24 protein-coding genes and 1 pseudogene are annotated in these 24,880 nt (G+C 61.4%); 12 read left to right on the top strand and 13 right to left on the bottom strand.

What is annotated here, in order from left to right; genetic code table 11:
- Window positions 1-37: 37 nt before the first annotated feature.
- The 3 genes from DDF70_RS27455 to DDF70_RS27445 form a co-directional block, all read right to left on the bottom strand.
- Window positions 38-355 carry an integration host factor subunit alpha gene (locus tag DDF70_RS27455; RefSeq protein WP_114947043.1) on the bottom strand — a complete coding sequence of 106 codons (318 nt, stop codon included), beginning with the start codon at window positions 353-355 and terminating at the stop codon, window positions 38-40.
- Between the two features lie 327 nt (window positions 356-682).
- Entirely contained in the window at window positions 683-1,693 is a 1,011-nt protein-coding gene (locus tag DDF70_RS27450; RefSeq protein WP_162820710.1) for a GntR family transcriptional regulator, read from the bottom strand.
- A gap of 102 nt (window positions 1,694-1,795) precedes the next feature.
- Window positions 1,796-3,451, bottom strand: a complete 1,656-nt coding sequence (locus DDF70_RS27445) for a hypothetical protein (RefSeq protein ID WP_162820709.1) — start codon at window positions 3,449-3,451, stop codon at window positions 1,796-1,798.
- A gap of 255 nt (window positions 3,452-3,706) precedes the next feature.
- On the opposite strand from DDF70_RS27445, the gene DDF70_RS27440 reads away from it, so the two are divergent.
- The 3 genes from DDF70_RS27440 to DDF70_RS27425 all read left to right on the top strand — a co-directional run bounded on the left by DDF70_RS27440 (window position 3,707) and on the right by DDF70_RS27425 (window position 8,701).
- Window positions 3,707-5,002 carry an ABC transporter substrate-binding protein gene (locus DDF70_RS27440; protein ID WP_162820708.1) on the top strand — a complete coding sequence of 432 codons (1,296 nt, stop codon included), beginning with the start codon at window positions 3,707-3,709 and terminating at the stop codon, window positions 5,000-5,002.
- Between the two features lie 89 nt (window positions 5,003-5,091).
- Window positions 5,092-7,863: an alpha-L-rhamnosidase gene (locus tag DDF70_RS27435; protein WP_114947907.1), complete on the top strand. Its 2,772-nt coding sequence runs from the start codon at window positions 5,092-5,094 to the stop codon at window positions 7,861-7,863.
- Between the two features lie 487 nt (window positions 7,864-8,350).
- The gene (locus DDF70_RS27425; protein ID WP_114947914.1) at window positions 8,351-8,701 is read left to right on the top strand and encodes an HU family DNA-binding protein; all 351 of its coding nucleotides are present in this window, start codon (window positions 8,351-8,353) and stop codon (window positions 8,699-8,701) included.
- Between the two features lie 132 nt (window positions 8,702-8,833).
- Here the strand turns inward: DDF70_RS27425 and glgC are convergent, their stop codons facing one another.
- Window positions 8,834-10,093, bottom strand: coding sequence for a glucose-1-phosphate adenylyltransferase (gene glgC / locus DDF70_RS27420; RefSeq protein ID WP_114947913.1), 1,260 nt, complete (start codon window positions 10,091-10,093; stop codon window positions 8,834-8,836).
- Between the two features lie 399 nt (window positions 10,094-10,492).
- Window positions 10,493-10,903, bottom strand: a pseudogene (locus DDF70_RS27415) (helix-turn-helix domain-containing protein); the annotation flags it as partial.
- A 534-nt stretch (window positions 10,904-11,437) separates the two neighbouring features.
- Here DDF70_RS27415 and DDF70_RS27410 point away from each other — a divergent pair.
- Together DDF70_RS27410 and DDF70_RS27405 are read left to right on the top strand one after the other, a co-directional pair.
- Entirely contained in the window at window positions 11,438-11,758 is a 321-nt protein-coding gene (locus DDF70_RS27410) for a hypothetical protein (RefSeq protein WP_114947904.1), read from the top strand.
- A 116-nt stretch (window positions 11,759-11,874) separates the two neighbouring features.
- Window positions 11,875-12,129 carry a hypothetical protein gene (locus tag DDF70_RS27405; RefSeq protein ID WP_114947903.1) on the top strand — a complete coding sequence of 85 codons (255 nt, stop codon included), beginning with the start codon at window positions 11,875-11,877 and terminating at the stop codon, window positions 12,127-12,129.
- 31 nt (window positions 12,130-12,160) lie between these two features.
- Here the strand turns inward: DDF70_RS27405 and DDF70_RS27400 are convergent, their stop codons facing one another.
- The 5 genes from DDF70_RS27400 to DDF70_RS27380 all read right to left on the bottom strand — a co-directional run bounded on the left by DDF70_RS27400 (window position 12,161) and on the right by DDF70_RS27380 (window position 16,944).
- Window positions 12,161-12,526, bottom strand: coding sequence for a transposase (locus tag DDF70_RS27400; protein WP_162820707.1), 366 nt, complete (start codon window positions 12,524-12,526; stop codon window positions 12,161-12,163).
- 95 nt (window positions 12,527-12,621) lie between these two features.
- Window positions 12,622-13,434: a class I SAM-dependent methyltransferase gene (locus DDF70_RS27395; protein WP_170316128.1), complete on the bottom strand. Its 813-nt coding sequence runs from the start codon at window positions 13,432-13,434 to the stop codon at window positions 12,622-12,624.
- A 256-nt stretch (window positions 13,435-13,690) separates the two neighbouring features.
- Window positions 13,691-14,974, bottom strand: coding sequence for an IS66 family transposase (gene tnpC / locus DDF70_RS27390; RefSeq protein ID WP_114947901.1), 1,284 nt, complete (start codon window positions 14,972-14,974; stop codon window positions 13,691-13,693).
- A gap of 201 nt (window positions 14,975-15,175) precedes the next feature.
- Complete coding sequence (locus DDF70_RS27385; protein WP_114947900.1) at window positions 15,176-15,994, bottom strand: transglutaminase-like domain-containing protein; 819 nt, start codon at window positions 15,992-15,994, stop codon at window positions 15,176-15,178.
- On the bottom strand, window positions 15,991-16,944 hold the full coding sequence (locus DDF70_RS27380) for a transglutaminase family protein (RefSeq protein WP_114947899.1): 954 nt from the start codon (window positions 16,942-16,944) through the stop codon (window positions 15,991-15,993). Before DDF70_RS27380 ends, DDF70_RS27385 begins: the two co-directional genes overlap by 4 nt.
- 403 nt (window positions 16,945-17,347) lie before the next feature.
- On the opposite strand from DDF70_RS27380, the gene DDF70_RS27375 reads away from it, so the two are divergent.
- From DDF70_RS27375 to DDF70_RS27360, 4 genes are all read left to right on the top strand, one after another.
- The gene (locus DDF70_RS27375; protein ID WP_162820706.1) at window positions 17,348-17,788 is read left to right on the top strand and encodes a P-loop NTPase family protein; all 441 of its coding nucleotides are present in this window, start codon (window positions 17,348-17,350) and stop codon (window positions 17,786-17,788) included.
- 32 nt (window positions 17,789-17,820) lie between these two features.
- On the top strand, window positions 17,821-18,123 hold the full coding sequence (locus DDF70_RS27370) for a helix-turn-helix domain-containing protein (protein ID WP_205772496.1): 303 nt from the start codon (window positions 17,821-17,823) through the stop codon (window positions 18,121-18,123).
- A gap of 80 nt (window positions 18,124-18,203) precedes the next feature.
- Window positions 18,204-18,512, top strand: a complete 309-nt coding sequence (locus tag DDF70_RS27365; RefSeq protein WP_114947897.1) for a hypothetical protein — start codon at window positions 18,204-18,206, stop codon at window positions 18,510-18,512.
- Between the two features lie 159 nt (window positions 18,513-18,671).
- Entirely contained in the window at window positions 18,672-18,944 is a 273-nt protein-coding gene (locus DDF70_RS27360; RefSeq protein ID WP_114947896.1) for a hypothetical protein, read from the top strand.
- A 77-nt stretch (window positions 18,945-19,021) separates the two neighbouring features.
- Here the strand turns inward: DDF70_RS27360 and DDF70_RS27355 are convergent, their stop codons facing one another.
- Window positions 19,022-20,701 (bottom strand): phytoene desaturase family protein, encoded by a 1,680-nt coding sequence (locus DDF70_RS27355; RefSeq protein ID WP_114947895.1) that lies wholly within the window; start codon window positions 20,699-20,701, stop codon window positions 19,022-19,024.
- A 9-nt stretch (window positions 20,702-20,710) separates the two neighbouring features.
- The gene (locus DDF70_RS27350; protein WP_114947894.1) at window positions 20,711-21,148 is read right to left on the bottom strand and encodes a hypothetical protein; all 438 of its coding nucleotides are present in this window, start codon (window positions 21,146-21,148) and stop codon (window positions 20,711-20,713) included.
- A gap of 302 nt (window positions 21,149-21,450) precedes the next feature.
- On the opposite strand from DDF70_RS27350, the gene DDF70_RS27340 reads away from it, so the two are divergent.
- Entirely contained in the window at window positions 21,451-21,768 is a 318-nt protein-coding gene (locus tag DDF70_RS27340; protein ID WP_114947892.1) for a hypothetical protein, read from the top strand.
- 36 nt (window positions 21,769-21,804) lie between these two features.
- Here the strand turns inward: DDF70_RS27340 and DDF70_RS27335 are convergent, their stop codons facing one another.
- Window positions 21,805-22,317 carry a hypothetical protein gene (locus DDF70_RS27335; RefSeq protein ID WP_162820705.1) on the bottom strand — a complete coding sequence of 171 codons (513 nt, stop codon included), beginning with the start codon at window positions 22,315-22,317 and terminating at the stop codon, window positions 21,805-21,807.
- A 151-nt stretch (window positions 22,318-22,468) separates the two neighbouring features.
- Between DDF70_RS27335 and istA the strand changes: the two genes are divergently transcribed.
- Both istA and istB read left to right on the top strand, forming a co-directional pair.
- Complete coding sequence (istA, locus tag DDF70_RS27330; protein WP_281024360.1) at window positions 22,469-24,010, top strand: IS21 family transposase; 1,542 nt, start codon at window positions 22,469-22,471, stop codon at window positions 24,008-24,010.
- Window positions 24,011-24,021: 11 nt separating this feature from the next.
- The gene (gene istB, locus DDF70_RS27325; protein ID WP_114945129.1) at window positions 24,022-24,774 is read left to right on the top strand and encodes an IS21-like element helper ATPase IstB; all 753 of its coding nucleotides are present in this window, start codon (window positions 24,022-24,024) and stop codon (window positions 24,772-24,774) included.
- The last annotated feature ends 106 nt before the right edge of the window (window positions 24,775-24,880 follow it).

The raw sequence follows: 24,880 nt of genomic DNA, 5'->3' as shown, positions 1-24,880 counted from the left end.
GAAGACGTAAGGCGGAAGGCGCTTAATCCGGTAGAAATCAGGCATCGGTCTCGTCCTCGGGCGTGCTGCCGTTGATGCGGGACTTCAGAAGATGCGAGGCGCTGAAGGTCAGCGACCGACGGGGCTTGATCGGCACGGCCACACCTGTCTTGGGATTGCGGCCGACCCGCTCATTTTTGCGCCGGACGGTGAAGACGCCAAAGCCTGACAGCTTCACATTCTCACCCACGACAAGAGCTGCGCTCATCTCCGCAAGTACCTGCTCGACCAAGGCCGCCGCTTCCGCTCGGGAGAGGCTAACTGTGTCGGAAACAGCCTCGGTCAGATCGGCCCGGGTGATCGTCTTGCCCGCCATGGTGATCCCTCGATGCTGGCCATTCGCTTAAGAAAAAGGCCGCTGTTGCCAGCGACCGGAGGTGCAGAGGACCTTACCTCTGAGGGAACGACGCCGCAGGGTAGAGATGCGACCGCCCGAAAGGCTGTTACCAAAATGCGGCCCTTTTTAGCATGAAATTTCGTCACGCGCCTTATGCACGTAACGCATGATCAGGGCGAAGTTCGCGCGAAACAAGCTAGCAGCCATGCGGTGGATCCTGAGGCGTTCCAAGCACCGTGCTCATGCCCAAGACCGTGCCATAGACCCTGGAGCATTGCCAAGCTGACAGTACCTTCGCGGGGATCATCAGGACAGGATCGGGGACAGGAACGTGGGCGACTCGGGCGGCACGATATGTTCAGCCACGTCAAGCCAATGAGAGGCGCGTGCTTCCGATCTCCGCAGGTGGAAGACTAATGCTTCGGCTGCCGCATCGTGGGCACCGCCTGCAAGGGCGTTGAAGACAAGACGATGCTCTCGAATGTAGTCCGTTCTATGCACTTCGTCGATGGATGAGTTGGGGAACTTCATGGCTGCGATCTGCAACGCCTGCGAGTGCTCGATAACTATGAGGAGAGGCTTGTTTAGGCAATTTGCCAGGCAGGTCACATGGAGGTCATGTTCCAGCCTTTGCAACTCATCTGGATGTAAGTTGCCACCTGCGCTCTCTGCTTCATCCAAGCGCCGAAGAGCGGTTGCGATGAATTCCGGTGTCAGGGCCGGGGCCGACTCAAGGAGCGCTACGGGTTCCAATAGCCGCCGCAGCTGATAGATGTCCATCAGTTGCCGCTGCGTGAGTTGATCGACACGCCAGCGCCCTTTTGGCCCTCGCGTGATAAAGCCGCGTGCCTCCAGCAGCAGCAGAACCTGGTTGCTGACTGTCCGGCTGACGCCATAGAACTCCGCCAGAGTGGATTCGATCAGCTTGTATGAACCGAAAGGCAAAACGCCGACGATGGCTCGCTCCACATCCGTATAGAGCTTTTGCCAGGAGGAACGCTCCTGTGCTTCGCGCAATAGTTGATCGGGAACATCTCCGAGGATTGAGTCGATCGAGAGGACTTCGGGAGAGCTGCTGATTTTGCGAAGGGCCGGGCGAACGTATTTTCCAGTAGCGCTGATCTGGAGCTCGCCTTCCCCGACCAGCCGATTGAGCGAGCGCTGTACCGGAGGTCTGCTGATCTCGAAGTGATTGGCTACGGCCGCGACAGAGATGCTAATATCCGCGTCAGGGGCCTTCGAGCGCAGGATGTCCTTGATTGCTTCGTAGACGACGAGGTTAGGACGGCGTAGCTGGGCTGACGCTTTGGTCGACACGTGGCGCTCCTTTGCTAACGCTCTCCTCAGGCTCACCCTCATCCTAGCATGCGTCAGCCCGAGGTCCAGGGAGCCCGAGAGGGCCTCCTCCGTAGGGCTGTCTCAGGCGCAGCGCACCCGGATGTCGGAGATCAGATCGGTCAAACGCTGCGGGTCCATCATCTCCAAGACCAGGTGAGGGTGCTCACGGGACGCCAGAACTGTCTCGACTTCGTCTCGCAAGGCAGTCAGCGCAGGCAGCGTGTCGAGCGCCTGTGATGCTGCGGTCGCATCAAGGCCATGCCGAGCGCGGTAAACGAGGAAAACCGCTTCGGCGATGGTTTTGAAGGTTCGGATATACAGCTCGAACAGAGCGAGCATGTCCTGCAGATCTCGGGCCATGTCCTCAGGCAAGCCCATGGTGGAGACATCGAGTGTCGACGCTAGGGTCCTCACCAGCGTGATAGCGTCATCCTTCTCATCAAGAAGCAGAGGCAGGTTCTCGTCGGTTGGGATAACGAGAGCAGAGGCCCCGGGCTCCCAATCATCGCGACCATGGAAGTCGATCATGTAGAAATAGGGTTTCTCCGCCGTGTCGGGAAACATGGAATTCTCATGAAACACATGTCCGCGGGCGTAGATACCCTTCTCGACCACCTTCCAGGCCTGTGAGAAATAGGCTGCCCAACGTACGTGCGCATCTGGAGCCGTCGGCCGGACCGGCTGCTGCAGGTAGGACCCTGACAGATACGGAGTCATAACCCCGATGCCGAGCCAGGTGCGAAAGATGGTTTCCAATGGTGTGCCGATGTCCTCCGCCAGCATAGCGCCGGCGACTAGGTTCACCAGATTGCAGCTGTTGAAGACACTTTGGTCGAGGATGATCTCCCAATCCGTGCGGAAGATGACACCGGATATGCCCTTGTCCTTAGCATGGGTGAGCCGCGCCTTGATGTCCTCGGCAACGCTGACCGGAAAGATGCCGAGGCCATAGAACTGGCCCCAGGTATCGTATTCGAGCCATTGCGGATGGCCGTTGCAGTGCCCGATGCGGGGATTGTGCGGGAAGGTCGGATAGAAGTCATGTGGTGTGTTCTTGAGCTGGATGGTGATGTCGCGCGACACCAGGGAAGCGCCATCGACGATTTGGCTCTGCTGCTCAAGAGTCCAGGAAAAATCGCGGACGGCCAGGGTCTTGCCGCCTTCGGCTAGGGGCGCATGCATCGCACCGAGCAGGTCCCGGTACCATGTGGTTGGGTCGGTTCTCCGGCAGCGTTCGCAGGTGCAGGCGTTGGCAGAGATCGACACTCGGCTCTCGCGCGTGCCGGGACTTACGATGACGCCAGCAAAGCCGGGAACGTGAGCGATGACGTCACGCATCTTATCGGAGACGAACTGCCACCAGAAGGGGTTCGTCGGGCAGATCGATCCGTCCGGGTTGCGCAGTTCGGGGTGGGTCTCGAGCAGGGGCTCGGGGTACCAGATTTCTTTTGTCTGAAAGAAGATGCCGATGCCGCGCTCACCCGCCTTTCGGACCACCTGGTTCATATAGATGCGGTTGTCCCACAGGCGGGCGAAGCGGATGGGCCAGCGGGCGAGCATCTGCGCCTCGTCGAAGTACTGTGAGGGCAATACCAACTCATCGATGATGTCGTTCTGGTGGAAGATGAGGGCGTTGAGGCCCGTCCTTGTCATGAAGTCCAAGGTCCGGTCGATTTGAGCCATCTGCCAGAGGCGTGAGCTATGGATCTCAAGGCCACGTAAGGCAAAGTCCGACATGTATTTTTCCGACAAAATTCAAAATGTTGAGATGGTCAAGGCCTAAGCTCCAGGTCTCGCGGCCTGAAACCCTCCTCATGCGGCAGTTCTATCTGAGATGAAGGTTCAGGCTCATGTCAAGAGCGGATGCTTCAGCGCGCTCCTATCTCAAGCTTGCCATTGAAGCCCCTTGAAGCCCTTGACGGCACTACAATTCAGGTATTTAACTTTGCATGCATAATCACTTTTGTGCCGCTAGCGGCTTTGGGAGGAGTTATGCCTGATATTTCGCGACGCCATCTGCTGGCCGGGGCAGCCGGTCTCGTACTGGGATCGAGCGCACAGTGGCTGCCGGCGGCGGCTCAGGACAAGGCTATGCGGCTCTTCTGGTGGGGCAGCCAGGATCGCGCGGATCGGACCAACAAGGTCGCGAAGCTGTTCGAGAGCGCCCGGCCCGGCGTCTCGATCAGCGGTGAGTTCCTTGGATTCGACAGTTATCAGGCGAAGTTGGCCACACAGGTGGCGGGCCGCAACGCTGCGGATGTCATTCAGACTGAATACCGCTTCCTGCACGATTTTGCCCGACGCGGCGCCTTGCGTCCGCTCGACGACATGATTGGCCCCACCCTTGACGTGTCCGACTTTGCTCCGGCTGCGCTCGATGCTGGTAGGGTCGATGGAAAGCTTTATGCCGTTCCCTTGGGCCTGAGCGCCCTTGCGCTGATCTATGACGATACCGCTTTCAAGAAATTCGGGATCGCACCGCCGACACCTGCGACCACGTGGGAGCAACAGGGTGAGATCGGCCTTGCTGTTACCAAGGCCGCCAAAGCTGCCGGAATGCAGGGCTACTACGGACTGCCGGATGAGGGTGGCGGCGACTACGTGCTGGAGGTCTGGGTTACCCAGCGCGGCGGCTTGCTTTACACCCCTGACGGCCAACTCGGCTTCCAGGAGTCCGACCTGGCAGATTGGTTCGCCTATTGGGATGGCCTACGGAAAAGCGGGGCATGCGTGACCCCGGATATCCAGGCCTTAAACAAGCAGACGATCGAGTCCATGGCGCTGACCTTGGGCAAGGCGGCAGTCGCCTACGCCGTGGCGAACCAGTTAGTTGGCTTTCAGGCGGTGAATAAAGGGAAGCTGGGCATCACCACCGCGCCCAGCGGTGGCCCGCGGGCCAGGCCTGGCCAGGCACTCCGACCCTCACAATTTTTCTCTATTTATGCCGGATCGAAGAACCCCACATTGGCGGGAGATTTCATTAACTTCTTCACCCATGATCCCGAGGCGGCAGCCGCGCTCGGTGTCGAACGGGGACCACCCGGGTCTGCCGCCGTGCGCCAGGCGCTGCTCGGGCAGCTGGATGAGACAAGCCGCTCCATGGTCGACTACATCTCGCTGGTATCCCAGCGTGCTGCGCCGACACCGCCGCCGCCGCCGAATGGCTCAGGGGAAGTCTCGTTGCTGCTTCGCCGAACGAATGAGCAGGTAGGCTTTGGTCGGCTCAGCCCGACTGAAGCGGCGAAGTCGTTCATGCGCGAAGCGACGTCAGTGCTTAGCCGCCGCTGAGCAGCGTATACCGATAATCTCCCGCCGAAAAACGGCACTTTGAAGGGGGACCGCCCACACTTGGGCAGTTCCTCCATTCCGGAGCCAGCATGTCCGATTCAGTGATGCCTGGTGCATCTCAGCTTCTGTCGAAGCACGTTGAAGAGAGCCAGGCGGCGAGTCTTAGGGCTGAGCATCTCACCTGCGAGATGCTCGTGAATCCGTTGGGTACGGACGAGCCCCATCCTGGGTTCAGCTGGCAAGTCGTAGGAACTGGATATAACCGTTTACAGTCTGCCTACCGGATCATCGTTTCCGACGACCGGCAAACGGTTGCGGAGGGTCTCGGAACCCATTGGGATACGGGGCACATCCAGAGCGACGAAAGTCTCCACATCGTTTATAGGGGGAGGCCCCTTTCCCCCTTCACCCGGTACTACTGGACGGTCGAGCTTTGGGATGAAAACGGTTCAAATTCCGCTGCGGCACAGATCGCGTGGTTCGAGACAGGCCTTATGGGTGGAACCTGGCCAGCCACTTGGATCATGGCGCCGGATGTGGGCCCGGAAGGGAAGCTTCCACCAGCGGGCACATCCTACGATAATGAGTTCAGCCTCGATCCGTGTCTTTATCTGAGGTGCTCCTTTACGATCGGCCGGCCGGTTGTGTCCGCGCGTCTTTATGCGACGGCCCTCGGTGTCTACAAAGCCAGCCTCAATGGAGACCCGGTTGGCGATCATGAATTTGCACCAGGATGGACTGACTATGCCAAGCGTCTCTCCTATCAGACCTTCGACATCACCAGCAACCTCGTGCTCGGCGACAATGTTCTCGCCGCTCTCATAAGCGATGGCTGGTACAGCGGCTATGTCGGCTACAACAGGCGCAAACCTGCGGCTCATTATGGCAACAAGCCCGAGTTTCTCGCATTCCTTCGGATTGTCTACGAAGATGGTGAGGTAGAAACAATCGGGACTGGCCCGCACTGGCAGGCGGGCCGCGGAGCGCTGGTCTATTCCGACTTCCTTAAAGGTGAGAAGTGCGACGCGACCCTTGCGGCACTAGGTTGGGATCGGCCCGGGTTCTTAGCGAGCGGCTGGCGTCTTTGCGGCGCCGGCCGGGGAACGCCCGCCAAGCTGGAGGCGCAACGAGAAGAGCCTATCCGTGTTCAAATGGAAATTCCGGCTGTTGCAGTTCGGGCAGCACCCGATGGAAGTTGGGTGTTCGACTTTGGCCAGAACATCGTTGGTCGAGTGCGCCTGCGCCTTGCAGCGCCACGCGGGACAAGTGTTTCTATCAGGCATGCCGAGGCGTTGAACCCGGATGGTTCACTCTACACCGCGAATTTGCGAAGCGCACCTGCTCACGACATTTATGTGGCGTCCGGCGAGAGTGAGGAACTGTACGAGCCGCAGTTTACCTTCCATGGCTTTCGCTATGCCGCTGTCAGCGGCTTGCCATCCCAACCAAGTCTTCATGCGGCAGTCGCACGCGTCCTCGGCAATGACCTGAGGCGCACCAGTTCGTTCGAAACCTCAAGCGAGCTTATCAACCGGCTTCATGCCAACATTGCATGGTCACAGCGTGGTAACTTTCTTGCCGTTCCTACCGACTGCCCGCAACGGGACGAGCGTCTGGGGTGGACCGCCGATGCTCAGGTCTTCTTCCACACAGCAGCCTATCTGGCCGATGTCTCGGCCTTTTACCGGAAATGGCTCGTTGATGTTCAGGACGCCCAGAGCGAGGACGGGGCTTTCCCTGATGTTGCTCCCCAAATCTGCTCTGACCGAAACGGAGCGCCCGCATGGGGCGATGCCGGCGTATTGGTGCCGTTCTGGCACTACGAACGCTACGGCGACGTCCGCATCCTTCGCGACCACTACCCCTCGATGCGCCGGTGGATGAATTATGTCGGCCGCGCCAATCCTGAGGGACTGCGCCTGCATGAGCTTAACCTCAATTATGGCGATTGGCTCTCCCTCGATGGAACCGCATCGAAGCCTGTCCTCGCCACAGCCTATTATGCACTCACCGCGCAGGTGATGGCGAAGACGGCCGAGATCTTGGAGCATGCCGAAGATCTCGCGGAATACACACGTTTGCATGAGAAGATCCGCTCGTCCTTTCAGCGAGCCTTCATCGACGCCGCCGGACGCGTTCAGGGCGGAACACAAACTGCGTATCTCCTCGGCCTCTACACAGGGATGTTTCCCACCGAGCTTGAGGAGGCGGCGTTCGGTCACTTTGTTGCTGATTTGGAAGCCCATGATTGGCATCTCACAACGGGCTTCATCGGTGTGCGGCATCTCTGCCCAATCCTGACTGCGTATGGACGTCCGGATCTGGCCTATCATCTCGTGCTCGACACGACCTATCCTTCCTGGGGCTATTCGATCGTGAATGGCGCGACCACAGTTTGGGAGCGGTGGGATGGCTGGACACAGGACCGCGGCTTTCAGACGCCAAGCATGAATTCCTTCAACCATTATGCGTTCGGCGCCGTTGGCGAGTGGCTCTATGGCAGTATGGCTGGAATCGGAGCCGCGGGACAGACCGGCGCTTTCAAGCACTTTTCGTTAAGTCCTGCTCCTGGCAAAGGTATTGAATGGTGCAGTGCTGCATTTGACTCACCTCGTGGGTCGATCCGTGCAGCCTGGCGCCGGCATCCTGACGGAATTTCGTACGAGTTCGCCATTCCTGCGAATACAACTGCCAATATCATCCTGTTCCGGGAAGTAGACGCTCGTATTTTGCTCAACAATCAAGAGATTGCAGATGATCAAGACATTCACAAGGTCACGCTATCACTTGGGTCAGGAAACTACCAAGTGAATGTATGGCACAAACCTACTTCGCACGCACAAGCCTGCAACAACCTCTGAATGCCCGGCCTGATTGTGAGTTGTCTGTTCATCGGCATTGCCCAGCACGACAGTGCGCAGGTCACGGCCGCTGAAGGCTGAAGTGAGGCCCCCCACTGGTGGGATCATTCGCTGGACCATACTCGATCTGAACCCTGCTGCCCTCCCCTCACCTTCGAGGATCGTTCCCGGCAGCGCAATGGAGAGGGTGCTCAACATACCCTCCATTGTCGTAATCTCGCTGCGCCGCTCTGGACGGGACGGGACCGCAGCGGGTGAGGAGCAGATGCTTGCCAACGCGCGTGCGCTTCACGAAGCTCAGACTGAGCCGATAATCCTGACAATGGTCATGAGTAGGGATGAAGCCTCATGGCACGGAGATCAGACACATCTACTAGGCTGACGCTGGGAGCATGAGATCTTATGGCTACGGATGATGTCTTGACGGCCTTTCAGTGTGATGACAGCCTTCAGAAAGGGGAACGCCACAACGAAGAACTCCGCCACCATGATCAAGTCCGAACTGGTCCACAAGCTCGCTGAGAACGATCAGCATTTATCTCGTCATGATTTCGAGAAGATCGTGGATTCCATCCTTCACGCCATTCGGGATGGGCTCGCCCGAGGCGACCGGGTTGAGCTGCGGGGCTTCGGGATATTCACACTGCGCAAGCATGCGGCTCGGATCGGGTGCAACCCGCGCACCAAAGCTCCGGTTTCTGTTTCAGAGAAACTCGTTCCTACCTTCAAGGCTGCCAAGGAGATGCATCAGCGCCTCAATCCTGCACTGCTCCGGCGGCAGCACAGAACTGCACCGATGGCGTCGAATGCTGACGTTGTTCGTTACGTCGACGCTTAGGACTCTGATGCTTCCATCCCGACAAGAGCAAGCGCGAGCCATGACAATGCAATGTCAGTCTGCCGCTCAAACGAACCCTAAGCCCGACAGCGCCTGGGGCTCATCAACAGAGAGATAGTACGCCCATGGTTGTTACTCGAGCCGATCGAGCATGGATTGCGTGATCAGGCAGATGCCGCTGTCGGTGCGCCGGAAGCGTTGCGCGTCAAGATCCGGATCCTCCCCCACCACAAGCCCCTGCGGGATGCTCACGCCACGGTCGACGATGACCTTGGACAGCCGGGCCGAGTGGGCAATCTCCGCTCCGGGCAGCACCACCGCTTCCTCCAGATGGGCGCCGGAATGAACGCGCGCTCCGGTAAACAGGAGCGAGCGCCGCAGGACCGCTCCTGAGACGATGCAGCCGCCGGAAAGGATGCTGTCGATCGTCTCGCCTTGGCTGGACCCGTCCCGCGTCAGCTTGGCCGGTGGGGTGATCTCGGCATAGGTCCAGATCGGCCAGTCCGTGTCGTAAAGATCCAAGCCCGAAGCCGCCTGGGTCAGATCAATGTTGGCCGCCCAATAGGCATCGAGCGTGCCGACATCGCGCCAGTAGGCCTCCGCCTCAGCGGACGACCGCACGCACGAGGTCGTAAACCGGTGAGCGACCGCTTTGCCATGCTTCACCAGGTACGGGATGATGTCCTTGCCGAAGTCGCGGCTGGAGCCCAGCTCCGCGGCATCCCGCCTCAGCTGGTCCAGCAGAAACCGGGTAGAGAAGACGTAGATGCCCATGCTGGCCAGCGCCATGTCGGGCTCGTCCGGCATGCCAGGTGGGTTCTTCGGCTTTTCCAGGAACGAGACGATGCGGTCGGTCTCGTCGATGGCCATCACGCCGAAGCCGGTTGCCTCCAGGCGCGGCACCTCGAGACAGCCGACGGTCACGTCGGCACCCCGGCTCACATGCTGCTGGAGCATGAGCTCGTAATCCATCTTGTAGATGTGATCACCCGCCAGGATCACGATGTACTCGGGGGCATAGCTCTCGATGATGTCGATGTTCTGGTAGACCGCATCGGCCGTGCCCTCGTACCACATCGTCTCGGACACCCGCTGGCTGGCCGGCAGGATGTCGAAGCTCTCGTTGCGCTCGGAGCGGAAGAAGTTCCAACCGCGCTGCAGGTGGCGGATCAGGCTGTGGGCTTTGTACTGGGTAGCCACCGCGATATGACGGATGCCGGAGTTCAGCGCGTTCGAGAGGGCAAAGTCGATGATGCGGGACTTGGCCCCGAAGTACACGGCCGGCTTGACCCGCTTGTCGGTGAGCTCGAGGAGGCGGCTGCCGCGCCCTCCTGCCAGAACATAGGCCATGGTGCGGCGGGCGAGCGGGGCAGAGGCAGGGCGTGTCGGCATCGGCATTCCTCCCAGGAAAGCAGGGCTCTCCTGGCCCGCTAAGCTTCTATGCTCCAAGATGAGCGGAAGTTCCTCGCGGGCAAGGGGGAGCACCCGCCCGAGCAGGCTCCCTCAGCCAACAGAGTATGTATCAAGAGAACACCTACCGTGTGCCACGCTGCCGCGCCCCTCGTGAGCCGCTTGCGTCCTTGAGCAAATCAGCTCAACCTCACCTCACCTCACCTCACCTCAGCTGTCTGTCGACGACAGCTATTGACGAGCCCCGGGAGTTGGCACGGATGGACTGCCCTCCCGGGCTCCTCGTCGGACCTCAGCGCCCGCTGTCGGATCTGCATGGCGGTTTGATCAGGAACCGCTCCGTCATATGCCGCTGCTCTGCTCTCGGCACCACGTGCATTGTCTCGGAATGCGTGGCTGATGAACAGAAGGAAGCCGCCGACGGCGGTCCAGCCACAGACCGTCCTCGATCATCCATTTGCGCAGGATCTCCCGTGACACCCGGCAGTCATGGACCTCATGCAGCTTCTCGGCCACCAGGGTCGGGCCAAAGTCGGCGTAGCGCTCCTTGATGAGCGTCATCACCAGATCACGGACCGGCTGCGGCAGGCGGTTGTTGCCAGGTTTGCTACGCCGCTGGGAGATCAGACTGGCCGCCCCACGGGCGCGAAAATCCTTCAACAGCCGGAAGACCTGTCGGCGTTTGAGCCGGAGCAGGCCGCAAGCGTCCCGAACGGTCACCCGACGGGCTTCTAAATCCATCAGCACCTCAAGCCGGGAAAACTCCTTGGCGCTCATCGACACCACCGTCATACGGCACGTCCTCCTGCAGCCCCGAACAGCAGGAGAGTGCCATTTGAACTTTACAGAGGGGTGTCATCTCTATATTGCGCTTACACGGATAATTCGCAGAAGCCCCTTTATGGAACTCGACAAAAAGAAACGCCCCAGTCGCGATCTGGAGCGTTTGAGTTGTATAGATAGGATGGTTTGAATCTAACCCTTCTCCAGCTCTAAAACTGTGAGCCAGTTCATATAGGCGCTTTAATCCGCGAAAATCCTTGAACGCTGTGCGTAAGGTCGCCGGACACCCTTGCTCGAGGCTGAACGTCTTGCGCTGCCTCTTTACGCACACAAAGGGATAGCGGCCCCTTCGTGTGGGAAGGCTCAGGAACTACGCGACAGCGGTCGCTTCCTCATGCGCGGCTCCACAAAAACAAAGAATTTCTCTGGTGTGACGCAGTTCACAGCCCCCGTCTGCAAAGTGGTTCAAAGTCCAATCATCGCCAACGGAGATCGCATCTCAGGCGGTATGAAGCGCAACACTTACTTGCAGAGGATTACCTCATGGACCTCAACGTTAATGCCAGCCCGATTACTCAAAGTGCTACCACGACTGCTGTCGGCGGCCCCGGCGTCTTCGGTAGCGGTGGTGATGCCACCGCGGTGACGGACCAGAGCGCCCACAGCTCGAACGTCCAACTGGGCGACAATCATTTCCCGTGGGGTGGTGGGTATGACTACGGTCCTGACCTTAACGTGAATGCCAGCCCGATCACGCAGGTGGCGGACACCACTGCCGTCGGCGGACCCGGCATCTTCGGGCATGGTGGCGACGCCTTCGCGCTCACGCACCAGGACGCCGACATGTTTAACTTCCAGGGCTAACCATTACCCTGTGGAGCGCCATCGGCGGCGAGCCTTTGGCGCTCCATTTCTTCTGGCCTCCCTTGCCTGCCTTCCTGATCTCTCGGGAGGCGGGCACACCCATAGCTGGAACTCTCATGCCTCGTTTCTATGACACCTGCGCAGGGCCCATCGGCGGTCTCTATCTGCCTCCCATCGCCTGGGACGTGCTCCAGCGGGAGAAAATCCAGACGCTTGAGCAACTCGTGGATATGGCTGACCGGCTTGAGCAGGTCGATGGGATCGAACCCAGGATGGCGGAGGTGATCCGGGAGGCCCTCGCCCAAGTCGCACCGCCTGAAGAGCAGACAATCGGCGAGATGCTGCAGGTCCCATGGTGCGCGTTCGCATAATGCCCAGTATGGAACGCTCAAGGCGAGCGCCTTAGGTCGTGTGGACGGATTTGATCAGGATAAAGCTGAGAGCAAGGGTGACGAAGGAGCCGTAGTTCACGTCAGTCTTCTCGCAGCGTAAAGCAACGCGCTTGAAGCGCTTGAGCTTTCCCATGGTCTGCTCGATGCGAGCCCGCCCACGGTAGAGCGCCTTGGGAAAGAACTTCGGCTTGTCTTTGGTCGTCGTGCGGTACGGAATGGCCGGGCAGATGCCACGGGAACGAGCAGCCTGCCGGTTGGCTTTAGCGTCATAGCCCTTGTCACCCACAGCCGCCCGCGGCGTGATCTCAGGACCAAGGTCGAGCAGCGTCTCGAAGTGAGGGCTGTCGCTGGCCTCCCCGCCACGGCTCTGTTGCATTAACTCCACAAGGCACAATTGGTAGCGTGTCCGCCTGGATCGGAAGCTACTACATTCTGTAGCTTGACAGGTTAATGCAACAGAGTCTCGTCGTGTCAGACCTTGATCCCTTCCGCCCAGGCGATGCCATGCCAAAGCGCAGCGTCTGGTCGCCTGTGCCATGTAGCAAGTGCATCCAAGACCGCCTGGACGGTTTCGCGTGGAGTGCCGGTTTCGGCAATTGCGTCGATGGCCCCCTCAAGGATCTGGGCTAAGTTGCTGACATAGCCCTCGAAGTCCGGTTGCCCGGAGCACCCCCCAAAGAATATCCAGGTGTTGCGACGGGGCTGCACGCCAGCCTGGTGCAGAAGCTGCACCAGGCGGCGGCCAACAATGGGATCGTTGCCATGGCGATCGTATGTTCGTTGGTAAGCCTTCCAGACCGGAGCCAGCCCCGCCGGCTCCGGCCAGAGCCGCATCACGTCATAGTCGTCATCCGCCAGGATGATCCGCCCGCCTGGACGCACGGCACGCGCCATGGTTCGCACGATGAACAAGGGATTACGAACGTGCTCAAGCAGAAAGCGGGCATGTGCCAAGTCGAAGTGTCCCCACTCACGATTGGTCAGGGGAGCGACCTCTGCACTCCCCTGACGCATATCGATGAGATGAGTTTCACCGTCAGCATCGGCCTGTCTCATCGCTTCGAGGATCTGCTCATTGCTGCGTTCGATCCCCACGACCGGGACACCTGTTATTCGCGCCATCGCGCGTGAGAACTGTCCGAGCCCAGCGCCGAAATCAACGATGCGCTCTCCAGGCTTGAGTGCGGCTTGTGCGAGAAACCGCTCGTTGAGGAGGCGGTTCATCGCGGTTAGCCGCTGCTGTTCTTCGGGGCTGGTCCCGTGGATGTAGTGAGACGAGGACATGCGGCGCTCCCCGGATGATCTAGCGACATCCCAAGCCATGGCCACTTGCGTTACCAGTCTGCTTCCTCCGCCTGCATGATGTCAGGACAGGATACCACCAATGCTGTTCGGCGGCGACTTGGTTCGATAGGCGATCGCCAGGTCAGCGCGCCACTATTCCAACGACCCCAGTTGCCCAGACTATGATGTTGCTTGCCCTTCATAGGGTCCGTATGAGCCCGGAGGTAATTACCCACGCCCCATTTTGAGCTGAGGTTCAGGCGGACACGGTCTGAAGAATTGTCTTGAACGCGTTGGTTCCTGGGCGAAGGCGAGCCGTGTCGACGACCGTGCGAATGTCCGCTTCGCCCTCGGCTGCCCACATCGAGCGGTAGCCGTTGGTCACCTTGCGCTGAATCACGGCGGGTCTAAGGGCGCGTTCGCAGGCGTTGTTCGTCGCCTCAACCAGGCCGGGCCAGTGGGCGAAAGTCAGGAGCTGATCGCGGGCGCGCCGGACCTTGCTCTGAATGTCACGGGCGAGATCGCAGGAGGTCGCCGCAGCCAGGATCGCGTCCAGACTTCTTTCCAGGGCTCGGCGCTTACGGGCGAGGGTCGAGGCGGCAAGGGTTGCGACCTCCTCCGCCAGGGCAAAGGCCCGGTGCAGCCACAGCTTGAGGCGGGAGGGCAGGACATCCTCGCTCACCTCATCGGCATAGGCGACGTCGCGGGCGAGATGGGCCAGGCAGGTCTGATGGGCATCGGCGTGGCCCTGCTGCGCGCTGTAGCGGTCGGAGCACCAGACCTCGGGCCGGTGTCCGTCCATCATCGTCCGCACCACAATGGCGCCCCGGGTCGGCGAGGCGTGATGGACCACCGCCTCCGCGCAGCGAAACACCCAATGATAGGCGTTGGAGCCCTCGATCCGGACACCGGTCTCATCAGAGGCGACGACCCGGGCCTGGCGCAACGCCGTGATGGCCCGGTCGCGCTCGGCCGCGAAGGCGCGCTGCGCCCGGCGCAGCATGGCCATGAGCCCGCCCTGGCTGACGGTGAGCCCGAATAGATCCGCGAATGCGCTTTGCAGCCGCTCGTAGGACAGGCTCTGGAAGGTCTTGAGATAAGTCGCCATGGCATGGACGCGGGGCCCGAACGGCGTTCCCTTGGCGCCGTCCGGCACGGGCGCAGCGACCTGCGTTCCACACGCCCGGCAGCGCACCGCCAAGCGCCAATGCTGGGTGACATGGGGCATGATCTCCGGGAGGTCGATCTGCTCGTGGATGCTGATCGTCTCCGCCGGCCAATCCGCCATCAGAACGGCTGAGCAGCAGGGGCACCGGTCAGGACGGTGCTCGACCACCTCGTCGGGCGTGGCGCTGAGGATCCGGCTGTGCCCATCATGGCCCGGCTTGGCGCCACCGGGCTTGGCCTGATCCCGCCGCTGCTTGCGATCAGTTGAGGGTGGCTTGGACGATGTGCGCGAGGTCTTCGGCGGCCGCTGCAGTCGCAGCACCAGCTCGATCAGCTCTTCCTTGCTCAGACGCTCAAGATCGCTGCGGCCCATACAGACATGGAATCAGCGAAGCCCGACTTGTGCAAGGGCCTGGGTAATTACGCCCGGAGCGTTGTCAGAAGTATTTTTTCTGCCAAACCTCCTCTCGGAGGGGTGATATTGTCTGCAGACACACCGCCATGAGCTCCCGATAAGCATCCAGGCGCGGGCTATGCCAGGAGGACGTTATGAATCAGTGACTCGCATCCTGTCTCAACTGTGTTCGCTCGCCACTTCTTCTGTGACGACAGAGAAAGCTGCCAGTAAGGACGGGCCGAAACTCGTCGAGATCGCCACATCGGTGGCGTCGCGCCCTGTGGCCATCAGCACCCGCCCGATCCGCGGCGTGTTGTGACGGGCGTCGAACGTGTACCACCGGCCGTTCAGGTAGGCCTCGAACCAGGCGCTGAAATCCATTGGATAATCCACCGGCGGAATGCCAATATCGCCCAGGTACCCTGTGCAATACCGCGCCGGGATGTTCATGCAGCGGCACAGAGTGATCGCCAGATGGGCAAAGTCACGGCAGACACCAGCCTGATCGGTGTGTCCCTGCCAGGCCGTCCGGGTTGCACACGCATTCTGATAATCGAATCTGATCCGGCCATGCACATAGTCGCAGATCGCCTGAACGCGCGCCCATCCACCCTCGATGCCGCCGAAGAGATTCCAAGCGGTATCCGAGAGTTGGTCGGTTTCGCAGTACCGGCTCCCAAGCAGATAGACGATCACGTCATCAGGTAGGTCATCGACAGGCTGCTGTACGGCCTCCGGAACGACTGGATCATGCAACCCGGAGTCACGGATCAGGAAATCCGTTGAAAGCTCGAGCCGTCCGGCCGGCGCAAGCAACCGGGTGCAGATGTTGCCGAAAGCATCACGATACTGCCTGTGCTCGACGGGAGGATCGCACAGGAGGTCGTCGGGCGTAATGAGGTCCGGCATCCGTGATGGATGAACATTCAGCATCAGGAGCATCGGCGTTGGCTGCGGACACTCGAAGGTGATTCGATAGCCTGCATGAATTATCATCGAGCACCCTGGGAGTCAGAGAGCCGAGGCTCACTGTCGGACGAGGTTGTACTGCCGGCACGTCGCGCTAGGCTGATCTCTGAGGACGCAACGTTTACCTCGACCGTCATCCCCTCGAAATCACCCGGCTCGCCTATCCATGTGCCGGAGAGCGGTACGGCCTGCCGGGGATCGCGCGCCACCGCGATGCGGATGAGATCGCGATTGCCGATGATGCCGTTGGTCGGGTCGAACTCGACCCACCCGGCGCCAGGCAGGTAGACCTGGCACCAGGCGTGAGTCGAGCCGCCACCGACATGGCCGGATCCGTCCAGGCTCGGGCTGTAGATGTAGCCAGATACGAAGCGTGCCGCGAGGCCCAGCGCGCGCACGGCCTCAATCATCAGGATCGCAAAGTCGCGGCAGCTCCCGCGATTGAGCATCAGGGTCGTCAGGGGATCCTGGATACCAGTTTCAGAGCGCCTGTTGTAGGTGAAGCTCTCCTTGATGGCGTAGGTGAGGGTCATCAGGAGCTCACCTGTCCGCGTCGGGCGCCCCTGATGCAGGAACTTCTGAACCCAGTGATGAATCCGGTGATCCGGGTCGAGGTACTGCCGCTCCATCGTGCGCATAAGATCGGGTATCTCCTCTGCGCTGTAGGCAAAGGGATAGGTCTGGGCATAGTCCTCCATTTGAAAGTCCGGTGCATTCAAGGGCAGATGATCGAGGCAGATGTTGCTCTCGAACCGCAACTCGGACGCCTCTTTGGTGAACCGGGCAATGGCGACGCAGTTGCCGAACACGTCATGGATCCATCGTAGTGCGCTTGGAGCCGGATCAATCTCGATCCGGGCATCCAGGAGCCTTTGATCGTAGCTGTCGCGGGGCCGGAACATGATCCGGTGCTCGCCGAACGAGACGGGCTGCCTATAGCGATAGGTCGTTACGTGTCGGACCGCGAGAAGGGTCATCTCATCCGCCAACCAGTGAGGCCACCGGAGGATCCAGAGGCACTGCCGTTCCGGGCCTCCTGCCTGCGAAGAGTTTAGGATCGAATGATCTGGGCGAGAAAGCCCATAGTTTAGGCTTTCTCGCCGCCTGCAATATCGCAACTGGGGGAGCCGCCCGGCCGAGGCTCACCGATGAGTTTTGCCCCTCTAGTGTCAGGGATAGATCCCGGTCCCACAAAGGAGTGAATTTGCAGTCTGTCCAACTCTGCCTTGTTCTGCGGATTCAGTAGACTAAGCTTCTGCGCGTGCTGGTGGGCAGGACCAGATAATGCGATCCTTGGAGCGCGTCCACATTTTCGGAACGCCAGATTGCGGCTCGTCGACGCTCGGACGGGCGCTTGCCCAACGGCTGGAGTGTCAACACGTGGATGCAGACGACGTGTATTGGCTTCCGACTATTCCGCCTTACCAAATCAAGAGAATGGCAGCCGAGCGCGTCCGGATGCTAGGGGAGGCCACCCGTTGGGCCAGGCCCTGGGTGCTGTCCGGTGCGATCGTGGGGTGGGGCGATGCCTTGATCCGGACCTTCGATCTTGTGGTCTTTCTGTACGTTCCTGCAGGGATCAGGCTCGCCCGGCTTCGTGCGCGGGAACGGGAGCGCTTCGGACCCGAGATTGAGCCTGGCGGCTCCATGCATGAACGGCATCAGGCCTTTCTTCGATGGGCGGCTGGCTATGTCACGGGTATCAGTGGGCGAACACTCGAGACCGACGCCAGCTGGCTAGCACAGCTCGATTGTCCTGTCATGCCCATCACAGGCGAATGCTCAACCTGTGATCAAGTCGACCACATTCTGTCATTATAATGCTACCTCGGTATCAGTAGAGGCATGGTCCAATGCACGAGAGACTGGTCACATCCGCTCAGTTGCGGGCCGGACGGGCGCTGCTCGGATTATCCCAAGCCGAGCTTGCGGGATGCACGTGCCTGTCTGTCCCGACCATTGAACGAGCAGAAGCGGATGGTGATCTTGGCGCGTCCGAAGCTGCCATGGCGGCCATCCGGGTTGCTCTGGAAGACCAAGGTGTGATCTTCCTGGATGCTGACGGTGGGCAAGGTCCTGGCGTGCGGCTGAGGTATTCTGGTCCTCCCGACGAGGGCCTGCGACCAGATCAGCTGACGAGCGACAACGACATCTGACGCAGCGGCCAACCGCATCAGCCCTGTCAGAAGACCGGCTGGCATGCCATGTTAGGCCTCGTGATGCTGGAACGCTCCCCATGGCCTACCAGGTTCGCTGGCAACTGGTCGGACGATCCGGGCAGCCGCTCGACAACGGCTGCCTTGGCGAGAGCCTTTGCGCGTACGGTGATGCGGTGGCCACAGTGGTTGAATTTCTGCGCCCGTACCCACAGGTGTGCCACTGTCCGGCCGAAAGCTACTGGCTGGCACGCCGGTCGATGGATGCCGATCTGGCGGTGTGGGTCTGGATTGAGCGTCACAGGATCGATGAGCCGACAGAGGTCAGCCGCGCGTGGATGGTCTCAGGGGCGGCAGCAGACCAAGCCCCCGCGCTTGTGAGCAACTAGCATCGGAGCCACCGGCGCTGCCCGACTGCTGATCCTCGCCAGTGAACTGACAGGTTTAGTGCCAATCTGAGCCGATATCCTTTACCTAAGCCTAACTTCTGTGCGCTTCTCTGGTGAGCAGGTGCACGAGTTGAACAGCTGCAGGAGGGGTCACGAGACATGAAGCTGTACCGCCTCAACGTCACAGCGGATGGGGAGCCCTCGGTGATCGTTGCCCTTGCCGAGGATGTGGAGAGCCTTCTCCATGCCCTGGAGTACCAGGACCACGGCGACGTGGATGAGGAGAGCCTGCTGCCGTACTTCGACGGGGAGAAGAAGCCGCGGCTGATCAGGAGCCTTGAGGATGTTCCTGAGGATTATCTGGACTTTGTCTGCCTGGGCGACAATCCGGAGGAGATAACAGTGGCCGAATTCTTCGACACGCAGGAGTAGTCACCTGAGCGGCGTAGAAGATTCAGGATGCCGGTCCCCTAAAGAGGCAGACGCTCAGGACAAGCTTCGCCCCCGCATCAGGCCGGCCTGGATCGGCGCCAGCCCACATCTGCGAGGATCGCCCGGGCCGCATTGTGACCCGGCGCACCGGTGACGCCGCCACCCGGATGCGTGCCGGAGCCGCACATGTACAGGCCGGGCAGCGGCGCCCGGTAATCGGCATGACCCAGCATCGGCCGGGCACTGAAGAGTTGATCCAGGCTCAGGGCCCCATGGAAGATGTCGCCGCCGATGAGCCCAAACGTGCGCTCGAGATCGAGCGGGCTCAGGATCTGGCGTCCGATCACGCTCTGCTTAAAGCCCGGGGCATGGCGATCCACCGTCGTGATCATCAGGTCGGCCACCTCGTCGCGATAATCGTCCCAGGAGCGGCCCTGGGAGAGGGCTGGCTGCACGTGCTGGCAGAACAGGCTCGCTACATGCTTCCCCCGCGGCACCAGGCTGTTATCGAGGGTGGACGGGATCAGCATCTCGACAATTGGCTCCCGGCTCCAGCCCTCGCGCTTGGCGTCGTCATAGGCCCGGTCCATGTAGGCGAGCGAGGGGGCGATGATGATGCCGGCCGTGTGGTGATCAGCGGGCTCCCGGCCGGGCAGCGCGGAAAAGCTCGGCAGTTCGGACAAAGCCACGTTCATGCGGAAGGTGCCCGAGCCCGACCTCCAGCGCCGGATGCGGGCGAGAAAGTCCGGCGGCAGCGCCTCCTCCGGCACCAGACGGTCGAAGAGGAGTTTTGGGTGGACATTGCCGGCCACGCCCCAGGTCCGAATGGATCGTCCGTCCTTGAGCACGACGCCGGCCGCTCTGCCTTTCTCGACGATCACCTCCCGAACCGGCGCATTGACCTCGATCTCCACCCCACGTTCGCGGGCGGCCTTGGCCATAGCTTGGGTAATCGCCCCCATGCCACCGATGGCATGGCCCCAGGCGCCCTTCTTTCCGTTCACCTCACCGAAGACGTGGTGCAGCAGGACATAAGCGGAGTTGGGCGTGTAGGGGCTGGCGAACGTGCCGACGATGGAATCGAAGCCGAAGGCAGCCTTGACGCAGTCAGTCTCGAACCAGCCGTCGAGGTAATCACCGGCCGACTTGGTGAAGAGGTCAAGCAGGGCCCGGCGCTGGGCCATGGACAGGCGGCGCAAGCGATTGCCGGTGCTCAGCGCCTTCCAGCCCTCGGACAGGGCCGTGCGCCAGCCGCCATCAACGAGATTGGGTGGTTGCTGCAGGGTAAGATCGCGCAGCACATCCGCGATGGCATCGATCTCGGCGGAGTACGCCTCGTAGCGCTCGGCATCGCGGGGGCTGAAGCGGGCCATCTCCGCGCGCGTCACCCCCTCGCCTGTCTTGAGGTACTGCCCGTCGGGCAGCGGGAAGAAGTTGGCCAGGCGCCGCTCGACGATCCGCAGGCCATGGCGCGGCAGATCGAGGTCGCGCATGATCTTGGGGTTGAGCAGGCTGACGGTGTAGGACGCGACCGAGTTGCGGAAGCCGGAATAGAACTCCTCCGTCACAGCGGCGCCTCCGACGACGGAGCGTTGCTCGACCACCTTCACCCGCAGACCGGCGGCAGCGAGGTAGCAGGCGCAGACGAGCCCGTTATGCCCCGCCCCGATGATCACCACGTCATAGCTGTCCGCCACAAGCGTCCTCCTGCCGATGGATCCGAGGATCAGGATAACCGCATCGGGAGGATCTGCCATCCTGCCGGCTTATGCGGTCTCTGCGAGCACCTTGCGCACAGCGGCGAGCGATAAGCCGAAGTGCTTCGCCACCTGGGTGGGAGCGACCCCCGCCAGCAGAGCCGCCCGCACCGTCTTGCGCTGCCCCTCCTGCAGCACGGGGGCGGTTTTGCCGGCTCTTGTAGGCCTGTTTCCCTGTGCAGGTTCCGGAACGAGGCGCTGGAGGGCCAGACTGGCTTGTCGTGCAGTTGCTTCCAGCTCCGGCCGCCTCCCTCCGCCCTTCTCCAATCGGCGCTGCACTTCCTCGACGAGCTGGCTCAGCTGCTCAGCCAGCTGAGCGTCGGACGGGCTGGCAAGTGCTGCCGGCGGCTTGGTGGTCACAGGAGCCGGTCCGGACGCAGGCGTCGGGATGGTGAGCGTGACCTCGAACAGGTCGAGTGTGCGTGGTGAAGATCCCTTGATCGGCATAGAACTGATATGGGCATTGTGCTGTCCAATCCCAAGCTTGGGGATCTCGTCACATCGCCGCGCCAGCTCGATGATAGGGCGCTGCTCTTGCTTCGTGCGTCAATTGCAGGCGGCCGTGTCAGTCAAGCCCATCGACACGCCTTCTGCGGGATCGGGGTAGCCGATCCTGCAGCTATGGAGGCCCCTTACCGGGAGAGCGGAGCGGCTGTGGGCCGCCTCCGCTAAGGGCCACTGATGGCTTGGGAATATGACGCTACAATTCCGGAGGACGGCAGCGCTGAGGCTTGATCCAGGAGAGGACCATGGGCGAGTGGAAAACGGTCTATGCGGACGAGGCCGAGGGGCGGTGGGTCAAGCTCAAAGTCTACGAGAGTGAGGCTGACGAGGATGAAGATAAGGATGCAGACCCGGTTGTCCGCGTGACAGTAGCCCCCATGGCTGATGAGGCAGAGGAGCCGGAGCCAATAGGCGACCAGCCAAAGCCCATTTCCGAACCAGATACGGATGACAACTCCATTACCCTGGATCCTGATGCCGGTGAGGATCTGGAAGAGGAGTTGATCGAAATCGGCTTCAGCCCCGAGGCGGCGGCGTGGATTGTCGGCAAGGTTCCGGCGTGAGCCGCTCGACGCTTCAGCCAGGCGACCTGACATCCATCATGTCCGGTTTGCACCACCGAGGTCCAAACCGGCAGAGGTCGACCACGCTGGATTGGCGGATCGGTATGGCACCCGGAAGAAGCCCCTAAGGCAGCCGGCTGTCGGCCCATCCGTGCCGTTGGTCGTGATCGGCGTGTCAGGGCCGTGAGAGCTGAGATCCAGGCGAAGGGTAATGTCGTCCCGGCCCGGGAAGTTGCTGTCGTAGGTGTAGAAGGTCAAGCAATCGCCAACCCGTTCATACTCCCAGACGAGCACCACATGGTTTTTGAAGACGTCCCAGGGAATCCACCGGCGTGCGGCGACAAGGCCGACCGGACACAACCGTCCGGCATCGATCTCCTGCATGATGGCGGGGCACTCGGCGACCGTCACCTGGGCAAGGCTCCCGCCCCAGAACTGCTTGCCACGGTCCCGTTGCCAGATGGCCGCGAGCCAGCGTGTGATCATCGAGGCTGCGTTGACGCTGTCGATCTGCCGCCGGAGCAGGTGCTGGTGCGGATTCCGATTCAATCCGGACGGGGATTCCGATTTGACGCCGGACAGCATTCCGGAATGAAGCCGGACACCGTTCCGATCAATTACCGGACACTTTCCCCACTCTGATGATCCCCTGGGTCAGCAACTCGGGCATCACCCTCCTCACGTCATCGAGGAGAATGGAATGCCCGCCAAGAGGAAGCTGACCATGAGACAGTTGAGACAGATGCTGCGCCTGGCCCGGGACGGCATCAGCGTGCGTGACATCGCCGAGAGGCTCGGGATCGCGCGCAGCACCGTCCAGGAGAACCTCAAGCGCGCCGAGCAGGCCGGCTTGAGCTGGCCCTTGCCCGGCGACCTGACCGACGAGGCCCTGGAGAACAGGCTTTTCGCCCGCGCCGGCGTCAAGCAGGGACAGCGCCGGCGGCCCGAGCCCCACTGGGCCGAAGCCATCGTCGAATTGAAGAAGCCCGGCGTCACCCTGCAAATCCTCTGGGAGGAGTACCGGGCCGTCCATTCCAACGGCTATGGCTACAGCCGCTTCTGCGAGCTCTTCCGCTCGTTTGAGAGCCGGCTCTCGCCGACCATGCGCCAGGACCATATTGCCGGCGACAAAGTGTTCGTCGACTATTCCGGCAAGAAGATCGCCATCGTTGATTCCGACACCGGCGAGATCCGCCAGGCCGAGATCTTCGTCGCCGTGCTCGGCGCCTCCAACTTCACCTACGCTGAGGCGACCTGGACCCAGTCCCTGCCGGACTGGATTGGCGCGCATGGGCGCATGTTCCGCGTCTTCGGCGGCGTTCCGCGCCTGATCGTGCCGGACAATCTCAAGTCAGGGGTCAACCGGGCCTCGTTCTACGATCCCGAGATCAACCGCAGCTACGGCATGATGGCCGCGCATTACGGCATCGGCATCCTGCCGGCGCGGCCACGAAAGCCCAAGGACAAAGCCAAAGTGGAGAATGGCGTGCGCTTTGCCCAGACCTGCATTCTCGGACGGCTGCGGCACCAGACTTTCTTCTCGCTGGCCGAAGCCAATGCGGCGATTGCCGGCGCGTGCGAGCGCATCAACGATCATGTCGTGCGCCGCCTCGGGGTCAGCCGCCGGCATCTCTTCGAGACGATGGAGCGCCCGGCGCTCGCGCCGCTGCCGGGCGACGACTACGAGTTCGCCGAATGGCGCTTCGTGCGGGTCGGCACGGACTATCACGTCGAGTACGACGGCTTCTTCTATTCGGTTCCGCACGGCCTGATCCGCGCGCAGGTCGACCTGCGGGCCACCAGCCGCACGATCGAGATCTTCCACCGCGGCCAGCGCGTGGCAACCCATCAGCGCCGCTACGGTGGGCGCCGGCACGGCACCGACCCGGACCACATGCCGAGTTCCCATCGGCGCTATGCCGACTGGACCCCGGAGCGCTTCCGCCGTTGGGCGGCGTCCGTCGGCCCTCAGACGGAAGGTCTGATCACGGCTATTCTGGCGCGCCGCCCGCATCCTGAGCAGGGCTTCCGGACTTGCCTCGGGGTTCTGCGCCTGTTGCGCGATCTCGAACCCGCTCGCGCTGAAGCGGTGTCGGCCCGCGCTCTCCAGATCGGGGCGCTCACCTCCAAGAGCATCGCCTCGATCCTGGCCAACCGCCTGGCCGCCCAACCCGCCCGCGACCCCGAGCCCACCGCCATTCTGGAGCACGCCAACCTGCGCGGCCCCGGCTACTTCCACTAAGGAGATCCTGCATGTTGACCCATCCCACTCTCGCTCTGCTGGCCGATCTTGGTCTTCACGGCATGGCCAGTGCCTTCAAGGCTCTGCAATCCCAGCCCGAGGCTCGGGCTCTCGAGCATGGCGACTGGCTTGCACTGCTGCTCGAACGCGAGGCGACGCTGCGCTGTCAGAAGCGGTTTGAGAGCCGGGCGCGGGCGGCCCGCCTGCGCCATGACGCGCATGTCGAGGATGTCGACTTCAGGGCGGCGCGCGGTCTCGACCGCGGGCTCTTTCTCAAGCTGGCCGGCTGCGATTGGATCCGTGAACGACGCGGGCTCCTGCTGACCGGACCAGCCGGGGTCGGCAAAAGCTGGTTGGCCTGCGCGCTGGGCCAGAAGGCGTGCCGGGAGGACTTCTCGGTCGCTTATCACCGTGCCCCGCGGCTGTTTGCGGCGCTTGGTCTGGCCCGCGGGGACGGCCGCTACGCGCGCATGCTCAAGGCGCTGGCCCGCGTGGATCTTCTCATCCTTGATGATTGGGGGCCCGAGAAGCTCGCTGACGATCAGCGGCGGGATCTGCTGGAGATCGTCGAGGACCGGTACGAGCGGCGCTCCACCATCGTGACGAGCCAGATCCCGGTCGACCGCTGGTATGAGATCATCGGCAATCCGACCATCGCCGATGCGATCCTGGATCGCCTGGTCCACAATGCTTACAGGATTGAACTGTCCGGCGAGAGCCTGCGCAAGCAGCGCTCCCCGGCCGCTGCATCATCGTCCGATTGACGACCGGCCAATCCCACTCCACCATCTCCCATGACCCAGGATCAAACGAGGAGAGTGTCCGGCTTCAGATCGGAACGCTGTCCGGAATGAAATCGGAATGGGTGTC

The sequence above is a fragment of the Microvirga calopogonii genome, assembly GCF_003347665.1.
Lineage (GTDB): Bacteria > Pseudomonadota > Alphaproteobacteria > Rhizobiales > Beijerinckiaceae > Microvirga > Microvirga calopogonii.
The sequence above is the reverse complement of the archived record's forward strand: the minus strand, read 5'-3'. Positions and strand labels throughout refer to the sequence as shown.